The organism is Algoriphagus lutimaris (assembly GCF_017051705.1).
In the GTDB taxonomy this organism is placed as follows: Bacteria; Bacteroidota; Bacteroidia; order Cytophagales; family Cyclobacteriaceae; genus Algoriphagus; species Algoriphagus lutimaris.
Genome location: NZ_JAFIDJ010000002.1, coordinates 1,433,822 through 1,449,967, shown reverse-complemented (window position 1 = coordinate 1,449,967; position 16,146 = coordinate 1,433,822). Strand labels below are relative to the sequence as shown.

At 38.6% G+C, this 16,146-nt stretch carries 6 protein-coding genes; 1 reads left to right on the top strand and 5 read right to left on the bottom strand.

What is annotated here, in order from left to right; translation table 11 throughout:
• Window positions 1–100: 100 nt before the first annotated feature.
• The 5 genes from JYB62_RS16800 to JYB62_RS16780 form a co-directional block, all read right to left on the bottom strand.
• Window positions 101–2,752, bottom strand: a complete 2,652-nt coding sequence (locus JYB62_RS16800; RefSeq protein ID WP_205646550.1) for a DUF5686 and carboxypeptidase regulatory-like domain-containing protein — start codon at window positions 2,750–2,752, stop codon at window positions 101–103.
• A gap of 330 nt (window positions 2,753–3,082) precedes the next feature.
• The gene (locus JYB62_RS16795; RefSeq protein ID WP_205646549.1) at window positions 3,083–6,433 is read right to left on the bottom strand and encodes an FG-GAP-like repeat-containing protein; all 3,351 of its coding nucleotides are present in this window, start codon (window positions 6,431–6,433) and stop codon (window positions 3,083–3,085) included.
• A gap of 103 nt (window positions 6,434–6,536) precedes the next feature.
• Complete coding sequence (locus JYB62_RS16790) at window positions 6,537–7,139, bottom strand: hypothetical protein (protein WP_205646548.1); 603 nt, start codon at window positions 7,137–7,139, stop codon at window positions 6,537–6,539.
• Between the two features lie 181 nt (window positions 7,140–7,320).
• Window positions 7,321–8,955 carry a RagB/SusD family nutrient uptake outer membrane protein gene (locus JYB62_RS16785; protein WP_205646547.1) on the bottom strand — a complete coding sequence of 545 codons (1,635 nt, stop codon included), beginning with the start codon at window positions 8,953–8,955 and terminating at the stop codon, window positions 7,321–7,323.
• A 17-nt stretch (window positions 8,956–8,972) separates the two neighbouring features.
• Window positions 8,973–11,939 (bottom strand): SusC/RagA family TonB-linked outer membrane protein, encoded by a 2,967-nt coding sequence (locus tag JYB62_RS16780; protein ID WP_205646546.1) that lies wholly within the window; start codon window positions 11,937–11,939, stop codon window positions 8,973–8,975.
• Window positions 11,940–12,851: 912 nt separating this feature from the next.
• On the opposite strand from JYB62_RS16780, the gene JYB62_RS16775 reads away from it, so the two are divergent.
• Complete coding sequence (locus JYB62_RS16775; RefSeq protein ID WP_205646545.1) at window positions 12,852–16,142, top strand: VCBS repeat-containing protein; 3,291 nt, start codon at window positions 12,852–12,854, stop codon at window positions 16,140–16,142.
• Window positions 16,143–16,146: the final 4 nt, after the last annotated feature.

Sequence of the window (16,146 nt, the reverse complement as noted above, 5' to 3'; positions counted from 1 at the left end):
GGCATTAAATAGCCTATCTTAACTTAGAGCTGCAATTCCAGCTTCAGGGAATGGACCAAGTCTACTCCAGTCAGAAACGAAGGAACCTATTTAATTTCTATTAATTCACTTGGATAAAGGTGGCAATGCCAAATCGTACTCCTCCCCTTAAGTAATTTCCATTCTCGAACCCGGCCCCCATTTCCAATCTGAAAATCCTGAATAAATTATCCAAAGAGTATCCTGCTTCCCAATAACTAGGAGAATTTTCAGTTTTTAAATAATTGAAAAACAGGTTTTCTCTCACCCCTGAAAACCGAAGCATAGGCAATTGGGTCAACAAAAATTTTCGGAATTGATAATGAAAAATCCCAGAAACATAAGAGGTATTGGTGCTGTACTTGTAGTAATCCATAAAGCGGTAGTTTGAAGCGGGTCCAAAATTCGAAAATATGGTCCTGTTACCTCCAAAATGTTGGTAGTCTTGAAAATAGACTTGCTTGTTACTCAAGAAAGTCCCTGCAGAAACATTGAAGTCCAATTTCCCACTTACCCCAAATTCAAAAAAGTGCTCTACCCCTATCTCCAAATGATCAAAATCAGCAGCAGTTTCAGAATTTAGTAACCCTCCTAAGGCCTTTGTATAATTAAAATTGATCAAAGGAGATCGATTGGTAATGGGATATTTACGACCATTTCGAATGCCATATTTTACTCCAGGTCTCCAGGAAATGGATGTATTAAATTTCAATAATTCATGATCAGCAAATGCCATTTCATTCACCTCAACATTTTCTGGTCGATTGGTGGTGTAGGTTCTCCCCTCTTTGTTATACCAGCTATAATTGGAGTGGTTAAAAAGCTCTCCCCTTTCAGCATAGGATAGGTTAGCTCTATAAGTAAATTCATAATTCACTCGATGAGCCCAATACGCCCGAACAAAATCCTGCTCGTAGAGCTTCATGTAGTTCTGACGAAATAAGAGTGAATAGAATGCATTCACTTGCTCATTAATAGGCTCACCTCCATTGAACTGATAAATATACCTCCCGCCTTCTATCCCAAAAGTAGTTCCTGAAAGAGGTTTTGTGGTGGACCATCTAAAGTCCACTTTTCCATAAAATCGGTTACTTGAAATACCATATCGTAACTCCGGCTCAATATTGAAGCTTTTTCGAATTCGATTGACCGAATCAGCTAGCTTCTCCTCTTGGTACTTTCGGTAAAACATTCCCATACCAAACTTAAATCCTTCCACCGTATTAAATGAAATCTTAGTCCAATTCTGCTTAAATCCGATAGAAACTCCTTTTCCAAAACTATAAGAAGCTCCATTCATAAAATCCAGAGGTTTATACTTCCTCCTCGCTTTTTTTGCCACCGAATCCACTTCGCTGACTTTTGCAGCCTCAATGACAGCTAGGCTATCATCCCTTCTATACCCTTCAATTTCCTCCTCAGTCAAAGGAACTGGCCTGATGCTATCCCAATAAGATAAAGCACGTTTTTTAGCAAGGGAGTCAATACTGTAATAACTTTCACTGATCACCTCAGGCTCCTCTCTTTCTTTGAGCGCCTCCTTTTCATATTCATTGATCAGTTTCCTATATTCTTTTCGCGTGGTGGGCTGTTCTTTTGCAAGTTGTTCCAATGCAGACTCAGTTTTTTTAAAGTCAGCTACATCTTCGGTTACTTCTTGTACTTTTTCATCTATAATCTCAGGGACATAAGCTAGATCAGGATTTAAGGTGACTTCATACTCCCTAGTTGATGCCAGGTACTTGAATTCACCCTCAAAACCAAAAAACTTCCCCCCAAATCGATAAGTATGTGTTAAAGGCATCCAAACGTTTTCTGCCACCGGAGCATATTGCTGAGTGGCTTGGATATCAAACCCCAAAAGAGATGTTTTTAAATTGAGTGAATGGATGGCCCAAAGGTCCTCAATGATATAAATGTACCCCTCAAATACCCGTTCTCCCCTTGACCTCGGTGTAACTTTGATTTTATTCACCATTACCTCCTGATCAAAAAAACTTCCTTCATAGGTAAATCGATAATAGGTGAATGCGGACCTTGACAAGGGGGAAATAATATCATTAATTTTCTCTTGGTAGAAACTTGTTTGAATGTATGGTGCGGGGGAGGTTGATTGATTATCCCCGTTCGTTCTAATGGAAATCACTTTTTCCTCCACTTTATTTGGCTGGGTGAAGGTAATTCTTGAAACTGATTCACTGGTATATGCCTCATTCAGTTTAAGCCCTTCTTTTTCCAATGTCTTCTTCAGGAAAAAGGGAGCATCTGTTAGCTGACCCGTCCCTTTCAGGTAGACAGTCATGCTATATTGCTGCAGTTGTAAACGATGAAATTTTGCTTTGGAAATCGCCTTCCTCATAATGGTCAATGCTGGATCTTCCTGCCCCGCTCTAACCTCCACTTCGCTTAGGGTGTAGACTTGTGGTTCCATTTCAAAATCCATGTCTACCCATTCCTCTCCAACCTCTACTGTTTTCAACTGGGACTTATAACCTAAGAATTGAATCAGAACATCATAAACCCCCGGGTCCAATTTATATTCATACCTCCCATCTTGATTGGTAGGAACTCCGTCTCCCAAATTTCGAATGTACACGGAAGCATAAGGCAAGAGTTCCCCTTCAGAAGAAACGACTTTGCCCCTTATACCTTGAGCCAAAACAGAACTTCCTACAACTACAGAAAACAGTAATAAAAAAAAGGATTGAATAAAAATTTTAAAGTCGGATCGCATAAATGATATTATGGTATTAAATATACCTGATTATCAATAGTTAAAACAACCTATTAATATGATTTAAGAATTATACGCTTTTAATCATTGCCACCCTTTTATGTGGCTACCTCGCTAGTATCAAAAAAAATCAATGTGAATATTCAGCTTTTCGAAATAACTGTTCCTAGATCAAAAACTAGCTTTCTTTGGTGTTATAGCCACACTTAGCATGTAAAAAGGCCCCAACTTCTTGATTTCGGCTTAAAACAAAGTTCATTGAACTCCCTATGTAAATTGCCTTTTCCTTTAAACGAATAGGCGTGTTAATTCTCTTTATTACCAAAAAAACTACTTAATAGGTTTTGCTTCATCGATCTGAACTGCCTCAAGGGAATCGTCATTTTTTGCATAAATCAACCAAGTGAGTGAATTGACAGAAACCTTCTTGATCCCTCTTACATCACCACGGATTTTGAGCCGATTTTGAGTATCAGTCCTGAAATTCCCAAGAGAATCTCCTAATAAAATCTGACCCCAACTCCCCTGATAGGCCCCATAATAAGGAGATGCACCAGTTTTGTTCCCGCCTAATATCAAATCCTGATACCCGTCCTGATTCAAATCAACCACTTCAATCGCCTCAATAGGAGCAAATTGAGCCTCTGCAGGCAATTTCTGCAAACGGAAATTTAGTCCATTTTGATTTATCAATACTACGGATTCAAACAGTTGGGCTTCAAGGTACTCTGCGTCCTTTGTATTTAAATAAGTCAGCAATTCCTCCACACTCTTTCCTGCAAAATCCCGGTAGCGTAAAAACTTCTTTTTGAGGATTGGCATTTGTTTTACAAGTTCGTCTTTAGAAGCTACCGTATAATATTCCCCTTCAACTGGATAAGAAATAATCTGTTCTGAAGTCCCATTTTGGTCAAAATCATTGACAATCATTTTTACGGGCTGCTCTTTGGATGCTTTCAACCGGCTATTCAAACCCAAATTTCCTACTACCAAATCGGGATATCCATCTCCGTTTAAGTCTTCAGCAGCAATGGAGTTCCACCAGCCTTTTGATTTTTCCAAACCAAATGAATTGGATTCATTAGTCAACTTCCCCTCCCGATTCATGAAGATGGTAATTGGAATCCATTCTCCCACCACAATCAAATCTAGGTTCCCATCCAGGTCTAAATCTCGCCATACTGCATCCTTTACCATCCCTATCAATTCCAAATCTGGAGCAAATTCCTTCGTTCGGTTTACATAGTTATTTCTTCCTTGATTTTGGAGTAAATAACTCTTGGGACTATATCCATATTTCCCTACCACATTTCTACTTCCAATCATCAAATCTATCATTCCGTCCCCATTAAAGTCCGCTGCTTCCACAACCGAGACCTGGGAATTGGGTTCCAAGGATAATTTTACTGTTTGATAAAACATTCCCTTTCCATCATTTAGGTATATCCGTGTAGATTCGCCCTTATCATTAGGGAGTTGGATGTTCCCTCCTCTACCTACCAATAAATCCAAAAAACCATCTCCATTACTGTCAAAAAAAACGGCACTTACATCTTCCAATTCAGAATCTTCCTCCAATAAGGGCTGATCTAATTGATAAAATCGACCTTCTTTGATTTGAATAAATACCGATCCAGACTGCCCAGAGGCTCCGCCAATAAAAATATCTTCCCTACCATCTCCATTTAAATCTCCTACAGCCAAAGCAGGTCCTTCCTGTGACAATTTATGTGGCATCAGAGGCTCCGTATTAAAATCATTAAACTCATTTTCAATGTGTTGAAAATCAAGACCTGTAAACTCTTTATCCAAAACACTCAACACTGACTCTTTTGAATCTGTAGCCGGTTGGGATTTAAAGTTCGCATTTGATTCATCCAAAACAAGAGTGGAATTGGCTTTGACATTCTTCAGTGTTTCTGATTTTCCGCTCGACCAAGTCACTTTTAGAGAATCCAGATACTGGACGTCACCCAAACCAAAATGAACTTCTGGGGCGATGGAGGACTGGAATCCTCTGCTGGTAAAATTTTCCTGAACTTGGATCTGTTCATTATAATACAACTCTACTCTAGCTCCAATACCAAATTGGTTTAAACTAAGACCATCAAATCTCAACTTTAGATAATTTACAGTTTTGCTACTGTCAGAAAACTGCCCTAATCTATTTTCATAAATTCCAGCTGGTTGGTTGATATTGTTAATTACCAAATCCAAGTCCCCGTCATTATCTAAGTCTGCATATACTGCTCCATTTGAAATGCCATTCCCGAAAACACCCCACTCTTGGGAAGCATCCCTAAACGTCAGATCCCCATTATTTTTAAAAATGAAATTTGCGACATCTCCGGGAGGCATTTTTTCAGCTAGGTCAAGATCACTGATATCCGGCTTATTTTGCAAGCCATCTTCTATTTCAGGATTGGTGACAAAATTGATATAATCCAAGTCATTGGGTCTTCGAACGATTCCATTGGTGACAAATAAATCTTTCCAGCCATCATTATCAAAATCACCAAACAATGCTGCCCAACTCCAATCTGTAGCGTAGACACCGGAATATTGCCCGATTTCCGAAAACGTACCATTGGTATTATTTAGTTGAAGACTATTTCTAGAAACTTGTCTTTCAAATCCAAACCCCAATTTGAGTTGGTATACTTCTTCACTATCTTCTCCAGCTGACATTTTTTGAATGATTTCATCCTTGGGCAACATGTCCATGGTGATAAAGTCAATCCACCCATCATTATTAAAATCAGAAAAATCACTGCCCATCGAGAATCTACTACTGTAATTGACGCCAGAAGATATTTGTTCTTTGAATGTCCCATCCTTCTGGTTGATATATAAGTAATCATTCTCATTAAAATCATTTGAAACATAGATATCAGGCCATCCATCATTATTGATATCCGAAACTCCGATTCCCAAACCATACCCGATCTTGCTGGAGAAAATTCCTGCTTGCGGTGTGATTCCTGTAAACTTCTTTTCTCCACTCTCTAAGTTGTTTCGATAAAGTCTATCCCCAGCCAACCCATCATCAAAATACCTAGATTCAGCCCCTCCATAACTTCTTTCCGTGTGTACAGCATGGTTGAGCAAATACATATCCAAATCACCATCCTTATCAAAATCAAAAAATGCGGCTTGTGTGCTAAAACCTTGGAAAGCCAAACCATATTCTTCAGCACTCTCTGTAAAAGTCAAGTCACCGTTGTTGATATATAATTCATTTCGCCCTACCACTGTTTTCCAATTCCCTAGCCTACAGACGTAAATATCCAGTAGTCCATCTCCGTTGATATCGGCCATTGTAACCCCTGTTTTCCAAGGTCCCTCAGATGCCAGTCCTGCCTGCATGGTGATATCTTCATAAACTATCCCCCCTTTATTCAAATAAAGTTTATTAGGCCCCTGATTAGAAGAAAAATAGAGATCAATGAGTCCGTCATTATTGATATCTCCAGCAGCTACCCCACCTCCATTATAAAAGTACAAGTATTCAATAATATTAAACTGCTCCGTTTCAATCAGTGTATTGATAAAATCAACGCCTGTTTTTTGAGGAGGAAGACTTTCAAAAAGTGATTCCTGTTCCTGTAAATCAGGTTTTTGTAAACATGAAGTCAGAATAATCAGCGTAAAGATCAAAAAATGAAAACAGGCATTTTTCATGGATTATAATTTGTTTCATCAACCACTTGGAATGCCCTAGCTAAATTTTCTCTACATAGGACAATCTACAGATAGATGTTTCACAATTTGAGCTATTATTGGCTTAGTTCGATGGAATTTGTTCTTGGGACTGGCTATTTTCAAATTCCTCATTAAGTCTTTTCTCTACCTTTAAATCAGTGAAAACAGCTTGAACAAACTGTTCATCCTTGACAAACAAGTTAATTCTTCTTTTACCATCAATTTTATAATAAACTTTCCCTTGTGTAGGATGATTGATTAATTGAAAATCATCACCGTAGGTCATTTTGTATTTTTCCAAGACTTTAGGAAGGAGGTTCTCAGCCCAATACTGTTTGTTCCAAGGTGCCCAGGCTACATAGGAATAGATGACAGGCATTTCAAATACTTTTTCGTCAATGAAAGTAGGGAAGAACCGCATACTGATTTCACTGTCATATTCGTCCACAATTCTATACTCTACATTGGTAGATCCCCCTGGGCCTTGGGTGATTTTTTGCTGTTTGTTCAACTCAGTACAGAGATCAAAAAAGTCTTTTTGGGGCATTCCTAAATAAAATCCTAAAAACAAACTATCGGTTTCCGATATATCATCCTCAGAAGAATTAAAGAATGAAGAATCACAACCCTGAATGAGGATGATGAAAATTAATGAAGAAAATAATATGGTTAAATATCTAGGCATAGATAAATCGGTAATAAACAACTATTGGAACTGTCTCCAAGCGTTTGATTTGCTGGAAGAAGAAATTAAATGAATTTGAATCTAGGATACAATCTTTTTTAAAGCAAACTTGGTATAAATGCTCTTAAAAAAAAAGCAAGCTGAAACCTCAGCCTGCTTTTTAATCTGTGTAGAATACTTATTAATTGTACCCTGGATTTTGTTGTAATTTTGGATTCGCAAGTATTTGTGGCTGTGGAATTGGGAATAATTCCAAGTAGCTACCTGGGGAGTGTACTTGCTTAGGTCTGTTCATCCCTTCAAAAGGCCACCAAGCTTCTCCATACTTTTTGAATCGGATTAAATCCTGTCTTCTAGTCATTTCAACAAACATTTCCCTGCCTCTCTCCTCAAATAGATTTTCTTCGGTAAGTGTAGTAAAAGGGTCAAGATTACCTGCTCTGGCTCGAATTTGATTTACCAAGGCCAATGCTTCTGTAGTTTCACCCATTCTAAACTTGGCTTCAGCAAGTGAAAGAATGGCGTCAGATAGCCTAAATATCACGAAGTCATTGCTCATGTTATTAGTCCCTCCCATTTCAAATTCGTATTTCGCAATTCGGGCTCCTGCTTGACGCAACCCCCCCGGAGAAATCTCATTAAGGTAAGGCATGAATGTGAGTGGTGGACCATTTGGATCACCGTTTCTTCCTGTTGGGTCCGTAGGCTCAACCCCTGGATCTTCCAATGTTGTTCCATCTGATCTGAATTGAGGTCCTACCAAGAAATTGCTTAATCTTCCATCGATTGTTCCGGTAGATTGTTCTAAAGCCAAGCCCTTCCACACAGGACCTTGAGTACCTGGATTTCGATCCTGATCTACGTAAGAGTTATAAAACTCTTCAACTGTCTGATAACCATTCCATGGCTGTTGGGTAAGATTGAAGGTAGACTGGCTTACAATATGCAGTGTCATCATTACCCAGTTAAAACCACCCGCAAATACCTTATCATAAGGATAGACGAAGATATTTTCCGTGGATTGACTGTTGTTGATTGCAAAATTACTTTGATAAGATGGCATCAAGCTGTAAACACCACTATTTATAATTTCTGAGGCATCTGCTGCTGCTAAAGCCCATTGAGGAGTACCTGTATATACTTCTGCATTAAGGTAGAGCTTCATTCTGACCATCAATGCACTCCATTTGGTCATCCTCCCATAAGTTGTACCATCTTTAGCTACTGGCAAGAGGGGAATAATTTCATTGAGTTCACTCAACACAAAATCATAAACCTCTTTCCTAGATTTGGTGTCAGGAGCCTCCACATCACTGAAATCTGTTACGATTGGAATATTTCCAAAAGCGTCCAAAGCCCAGTAATAATAAAGTGCTCGTAGTGCCCTTAGCTCAGCGATAAATGCCTCAGAGTTAGGATTATCCAGAGTTTCAAAAGAAAAGATCAATCTATTACACGTATTTATTCCTCCAAAAAGGAAATTCCATGAATTTTGAAAGAATGGATTATCACTTTTGAATTCATGCTGGTGCAATTGCAAAAGAACACCTCCGTCAAACCAGTCCCCCCCTTTGTGGGAAACAACAATTTCGTCTGAGGCGATTTCGTTGATGGACCAAAGTCCGGAGTGGTTACCCAGCCCTCCTAGGGATGTATATGCTTGTCCAAGTGCAGAAATAAACTCTTCATTTGTTTGGAAAAAGTTATCAGCTGTAACTGCACTATAAACTTCTTCTTCTAAGTCTACGCATGATGAAGCGAAGTAACTCATTCCCAGGCCAATCAAGAAGTATCGGATATTTATTATTTTTTTCATGATATCTTATTTATAGCTTAGAAACTTAGATTTAGGCCTAGAGTAGTGATCGTGGTGGTGAAATAAGTTGCTCTTCTTTCAATACCCGGTGCAAGTGGATCATTATTAGACTCTGAATCTCCATATCTTACCTCAGGGTCTACACCAGTATATCCGGTAAACATGAAGGGATTCTGTACCGAAACATAAGCCCTAATCCTTCCTACTGCTTTGCCTGGCTGCAACTTAAAGTTATAACCGAGAGTAGCATTGTCCAAAACCACAAAATCAGCTTTTTCAACATGTGAGCTGTTGTATTCTGCTTTGGTAATATTTGGATCAAAATATTTAGTATTTACAATATTCCAGTTTTGAACAGTTGTACTTTCTGTATTCTCATAGAAACCTCTGTAGCTGTTGATCAAGTAATGGCCAAATGATCCTCTAAAGAAGAAATTTAAATCCCAATTCTTGTAACTGAACGAGTTATTGAAACCAAAATTCAAAGTAGGATAAGCTGTACCTAATTGAGTTCTGTCATCATTACAATTACAATAAACAGGGTTCCCATCTTCATCTACAGCTGTACCATCAATCACCTTCATTATTGGACTTCCATCATCGCTGACACCTACTTGAACTGGCCCCCAAATTTGACCTAATGGTCCATTTTCTTGGATTCGGATCAATTGTGTTAGGTTTTGACCTGGTGATCCAAAATTCGAGCGATAATTAACTTCTCCGAAACTCAAATCTCCTGCAGACAAGCTTCTAAGGTTTGTCTTTAAGGTGGAGAAATTGACTCCTGTAGTCCATCTGAAATCAGCATTTTGAATGGCTCTATAATTTAACATAACCTCCAAACCTGAATTGGACATTTCACCAATGTTTAATTGGGTGGTAGGAAAAAGATTTGGCGGTACGGGTACGTTGATTGGTAAGATCATACCTGTAGTCACCCTAGTATAATAGTCTATTGAACCATCTAGCTTGTTATTCAAAATCACAAAGTCCAAGCCTACATTGTATTCATCCTTTGTCTCCCATGACAAATCTGGGTTGGCGTTGGATACCGGTCCATAAGATGGTACGAATTGGCCATTATAGAAGAAGTTACCCTGACGGCCAAATCTTAACAGAGATAAATAAGAATCTCCCGGCTGTGTACCTGTTCTACCATAACTTGCCCTAAATTTCATCGAACTTACACCTGTAAGATCTACCAAATTAGCGATGTTTACACCCACACTAACTGCTGGAAACAAACCCCATTTATTGTTAGCTCCGAATCTAGTGGAACCTTCATATCTGGCACTTAGAGATAGCAGGTAGGTATCATCATAATTGAAGTTAGCCCGTCCAAAGAAGGCCACCAATTTGTTTGAGTTGGCATAACTTGAAACTGTCGCCAATCCATTAGCGAAGTCAAGTGCCGCACCGATATTATTATAAGTAAATGCGTCTGTTAAGAAATTCCCCGCTTGAGTAAAATCCCCCTGATTAAAGAATTCCTGGTAAGAATATCCTGCCAAGAAAGCCATTCCAAGTTTATTCACGTTTTCGTAATAATTCAATGTGGCTTCGAATAGATCATTTAGCCTCTCATTATTTACAATAGTGGCCAAACCATTTCTACCAAATCCACCTCCGAATTTAGCAGTCTTAGGGGAATAAGACCCTCTCCAATCGGTTTCTCTCTGAGTGGAATAAAATAATGCACCGCTAAACTTGCTCGTAAAATTATATTCTCCACGGATGCTGGCTAATAGTCTGTTATCTCGACCATCTGCAATGTTTTGCTCCGCGATAGAAACAGGATTAAACCAATCAAAAATATCTCGCTCCGAATAGCCTCCAAAATCAGGGCTTTGAGGGTTTGGATCAAAAACCGGTAGCGTTGGATTACTTATAATTGCATACCTAAAAGAGTTTTCGTTTCCAAATTCTCTATCAATTATTGTATTGGAAATATTTACAGTAAATGTTGCCTTGTCTTTTAATGCTCTCTGAGTCAAACTCAATCTGGCGTTTAATTGGTCAAAACCAGAATTTATACCGACACCGTTTACATTTCGGGAGTTGATGGAAACCCTGTAGCTGGTACCTTCATTTCCTCCTCCAAGTGAAAGGTTGTTTATATAACTAAGTCCTGTATTTGTCACCTCATCAAACCAATCGGTACTTCCTCCAAGATCTCTTGAGTTTGGTATCGCCTTGTACTCTTCCGCATTCATGACACTGATTGTCCTAGCTACATTTTCGATAGCAAAACTACCATTATACTCAACGACAGATCTCCCTTTTCTACCTTTTTTAGTAGTTACTAAGATCACACCAGCTGATCCTCTAGTACCGTAAATAGCTGCAGCAGATCCATCTTTCAAAACGTCCATGGACTCAATATCATTTGGGTCTACCGTACTCAATGAGGCCCCAATAACACCATCAATAACCACAAGTGGTGAAGCATTTTCTCCAATTGAGGAGATTCCTCTCAAACGCACATTAAAACCGGAGTTGGGATTTCCCCCTGGTCTCGCGATATTTAGACCGGCAACTTTTCCTTGAAGTAATTGTGCGGGGTCATTAACAGTACCCTGATTAAAATCCTCCGATTTGACACTAGTTACCGCACTGGTAATCTCTTTCTTTTCTTGAGTACCATAACCTACCACTACCACTTCTGTTAGCGCCTGAATGTTTTCAGCTAGCGCAATATCGATGACAGTCCGGTTCCCCACCTCCTCTTCTACGGTTGTATAACCGATGAATGAGATTCGTAAAATATCACTTGGACTGGCCTCGATAGAATAGTTGCCCTCCAAATCAGTCACCACCCCTCGTGTGGTACCACTTATCAGAATACTTACACCCGGAATTCCCTCCCCAGTGCTCGCATCCGTGACTTTTCCTGTTATCCTTGCTTGCTGCGCAAATGTCAACTGACATATGCTAAAAGCAAAACATAAGAATAACATGAAAACCAGTTTTACTTGTTTTTTCATGTGATTTTAGGTTATGGTTAATTGTTTGATAGCATTTTTGGTGATTCTTAATCCTTGTGTTACACATCTACTTCAGAAGCTTATATTCCAAATTACATGGTAAAACAAACACGCTTAATTATCAGATATTATAACACAATGCCTTAGTCTCTTTGAAATTTTTCGACTTTATTTCTCGTCTAAGATTATCAGAGTTAAATACCAACAGCTCTCAAAAAAAAATTGGTTTATTTTTTTTTTAAATCCAATTTTTACTTAAAAAGCCTGAAGGCAATTTTAAAAAATAATTCTGCATATTTAAAATAAAACAAAAGATAATTATAAAATTATTTAATTAACAATAGGAATAACTTTCACAGCCTTTTTAAAAAAAATTAAAAATCTTGACTTCGTTTCTAAATAAGTTTAAAATAGTTGGCTTTCCTATATGGAATAAATTAGTTAGGGCTCACGAAAACCAAGTAGAATTAAAAACTGAAATTGATTCTTTAAATGTTCATATTCTTACTAAACCAAATGTTTTGATATCTGATCTAACTTCAAAAAACAAAATCACAAAACTCAGAAAACCCCTACTATTTAATGGCAAAACAAATAATTCTGAAATTGGATTTAAAAGAATTGACGACTTAAAAAGCCCTTCTTCTTTTTCCAATGAAGAGAAGTTGATTTTATACACCCGGAAACCATCTTCTGCTAATTTTCATATCGAGTAAAATATTACTCTCGCTTTGGCCATATCAAACAAACCGGTAGATTCATAAAAAACTAAAGCAATCAATCTTGGAAATAAGTCCAGTTTATTAAAAGTGAATTTCTAACTTGATTCAAAACTTAGGTTAGCAATAGAATCTGAGATGTTTTCAAAAGGACTTGTACTTTTGTTCACTTCCCACTTTCTAAACATAGTCAATGAAGCAAAAAGCCCTCCTATTTCTTCTGTATATATCTTGCCTTTCTTGCCAAAAGGAAAAGAAACGTAATGAACCACTTTTCCAACTCCTTCCAGAGAAAGAGACAGGTATATCTTTTAGAAATGATCTTACTTACACCGAGAAAGTAAATCCCTACACTTTTCGTAATTTTTACAACGGAGCAGGAGTAGCGTTGGGCGATATTAATAATGATGGTTTAATCGATATTTTCTTAGCCGGAAATCAAACTTCAAACAGACTGTACCTAAACCTTGGGAATCTGAAATTTAAAGACATTACCGACGAAGCTGGACTAAACTCTACTGGCTATTGGACTACTGGAGTCAGTATGGCCGATGTGAATGGTGACGGTTTACTGGATCTATACATTTGTAAATCAGGACCTCCAGGAGGAGATAAACGCCACAATGAACTTTTTATCAACAATAATAATCTCACCTTTACAGAAAAATCCAAAGAGTACGGAATTGCTGAAAAAGGACTGAGCCAGCATGCTGTTTTCTTTGATTTTGACAAAGATGGAGATTTGGACATGTACCTCCTTAGTAATTCGGCAAGATCCATAGGGATTTATGATCTAAGGATTGGGCAGCGTGAAATCCGTGATCCAGAAGGAGGAAATAAGTTGTTCAGAAACGATGGAGATATCTTCACGGATGTATCTGAAACGGCAGGAATATTTGGAAGTAACATAGGCTATGGTCTTGGAGTCACAGTGGCTGACCTAAACGATGATAATTGGCCTGATTTATACGTTTCCAATGATTTTTTTGAACGGGATTATCTCTACCTGAACAATCAGGACGGGACATTTTCTGAAGTTCTACCGGACTTTCTTCCGGAGATAAGCTTGGGAAGTATGGGGGCTGATATTGCTGATCTGGACAATGATACCAGGCCAGATATTTTTGTTACCGAAATGCTCCCAAAGGAGCTTTCACGTGTCAAAACTAAAACCCCTTTTGAAGATTGGGACAAATTTCAATCAAATATCAAGGCTGGGTACCACCAACAATTCACCAGAAACACCCTTCAAAGAAACCTGGGATTCAGGCCTGGAACTCAAACCCCCATTTTTGCTGAGGTCAGTCGGATGGCAGGATTAGAGGCGACAGACTGGAGTTGGGGAGCCTTAATTTTCGACATGGACAATGACGGTCTGAAGGATATATTAGTAACCAATGGAATTGTTAAAGATTTGACTGACTTTGATTTTGTGGATTTCTATGTCAATAATCAGGAAAAAGTCCAAGGTTTTCAGGAAGACTCTATCCTTTTGACCAAAATGATTGATGCATTTCCTTCAAATCCTCAGCAAAACTTTCTATTTAAAAACCAAGGCAATTGGAACTTTGAAAATCTATCCCAAAGTCTGGGTTTAGATCAGCTTACTTTCAGTACTGGATCAGCCTATGGGGATTTGGATAATGACGGAGATCTAGATTTGGTGATTAATAATTTAAATGACCGGGCTTTCATTTACAGGAATACCAGTTCGGATAAAAAAATCGGAAACTACCTGAGCATAGAACTAGGTCAGGAATTTGGAACAAAAGTAATTGCTTACGCGTCGGATCAGAGATTCATTCAAGAGTATCAACCTGTGAAAGGGTACATGTCCTCGGTAGATCCTCGGATGCATTTTGGTTTGGGTGCTATTGGAAAACTCGATTCGCTACAAGTTTTCTGGCCAGACGGCAAAACTCAAATTAATAGAGACGTTCAAGTCAATCAGGCATTAAAAATTAGCCCAAAGAAGGAGGACAATATCAAACCTCATTTGGAAGAATATCCAGACCCACTTTTTACTCAAAAAGACACAAAGATCCCCTTTCAGCATCAGGAAAGCAACTTTATAGATTTTGATCGTGATCGCTTACGATTTTGGATGATCAGCAATGAGGGGCCAAAAGCTGCCAAAGCAGATGTGAATGGAGATGGTTTGGATGACATTTTTATTCCAGGGGCGAAAGAACAAACCTCTGTTTTGCTGATCCAAAATTCAAAAGGTCGATTTATATCCCATCAAGAAGAACTCTTTGGTTCGGATGCGATTTCCGAAGATGTCACAGCTCATTTTTTTGATGCCAACGGAGATGGAAAACCGGATTTGCTTGTAGGAAGTGGGGGAATTGAGTTTGGTGATAACTCGCCGGCTTATTCAGATCGACTTTACCTCAATGATGGAACTGGAAACTTCCAGAAGTCATCTCAATATTTTTCTTCAAGCCCAACCGCCTTTCTACATTCTCTAGACTTTGACGAAGATGGAGATTTGGATTTGATCGTCGGTAGCCGGGCGATTCCATTTGCATATGGAATCCCAACTGGCCTACAGGTATGGGAAAATGACGGAATGGCAAGTTTTAAGCAAATTTCTCAGAGTCTAAACCCTGAACTTTCCAAAATTGGGATGCTGACTAGCGCAGATTTGGGAGATTTGGATGGAGATGGAAAACCTGAAATCATCATAGCCGGTGAATGGATGTCCATTCGGATATTTAGTTTTGAGGGAAATAAATTAATTGAAAAAACTGCCGATTTTGGTTTTGAAAATTCAAGTGGTCTTTGGAATTGCCTTTTTGTTTCAGATGTCAATATGGATGGCCATCCCGATATTCTAGCTGGGAATCATGGCTTAAACTCCCGACTTCGTAGCAATAGCAACTCTCAGCTAAGAATGGTCCTGAATGACTTTGATCAAAATGGGACCTTGGATCAAATTCTTTCCCAATTCGAAAATCAAAGAACAATTCCTTGGGTGCTCAAGCCTGCTTTACTACGTCAAATCCCCTCTTTGCGAAAGCAATTACTGACCTACAAATCCTACGAAAACAAATCTTTGGAAGATCTTTTCCCTGAAGCCGTCTGGGCTAATTCCTTGATTTTAACAGCAGGCAATCTTGAAACTAGCCTATGGCTAAATGACGGAAAAGGAAATTTCAAAATCACTGATTTACCTCCTGAAATTCAATCTGCTCCAGTCTATTCCATCACTACAATTTCTGGAAAATCAGGAGAGCCATTGTTGATTTTCGGAGGGAATCAAAGTCGGATCAAGCCAGAATTGGGCAGTCAAATGGGAAGCTATGGCTGGGTGTTGAAACCAAATGGAAAAAATCAATGGAAAACCCTATTCCCCGAAGAAAGCGGTCTATTTGTCCCTGGTGAAATCCGGGATTTTCTTCAAATCAATCTTGAAAACAAACCAAATTTAGTAGTATTACGAAATAATGATGAGCCACTGGTTTTTGAATTTCGAGATTAGTTCC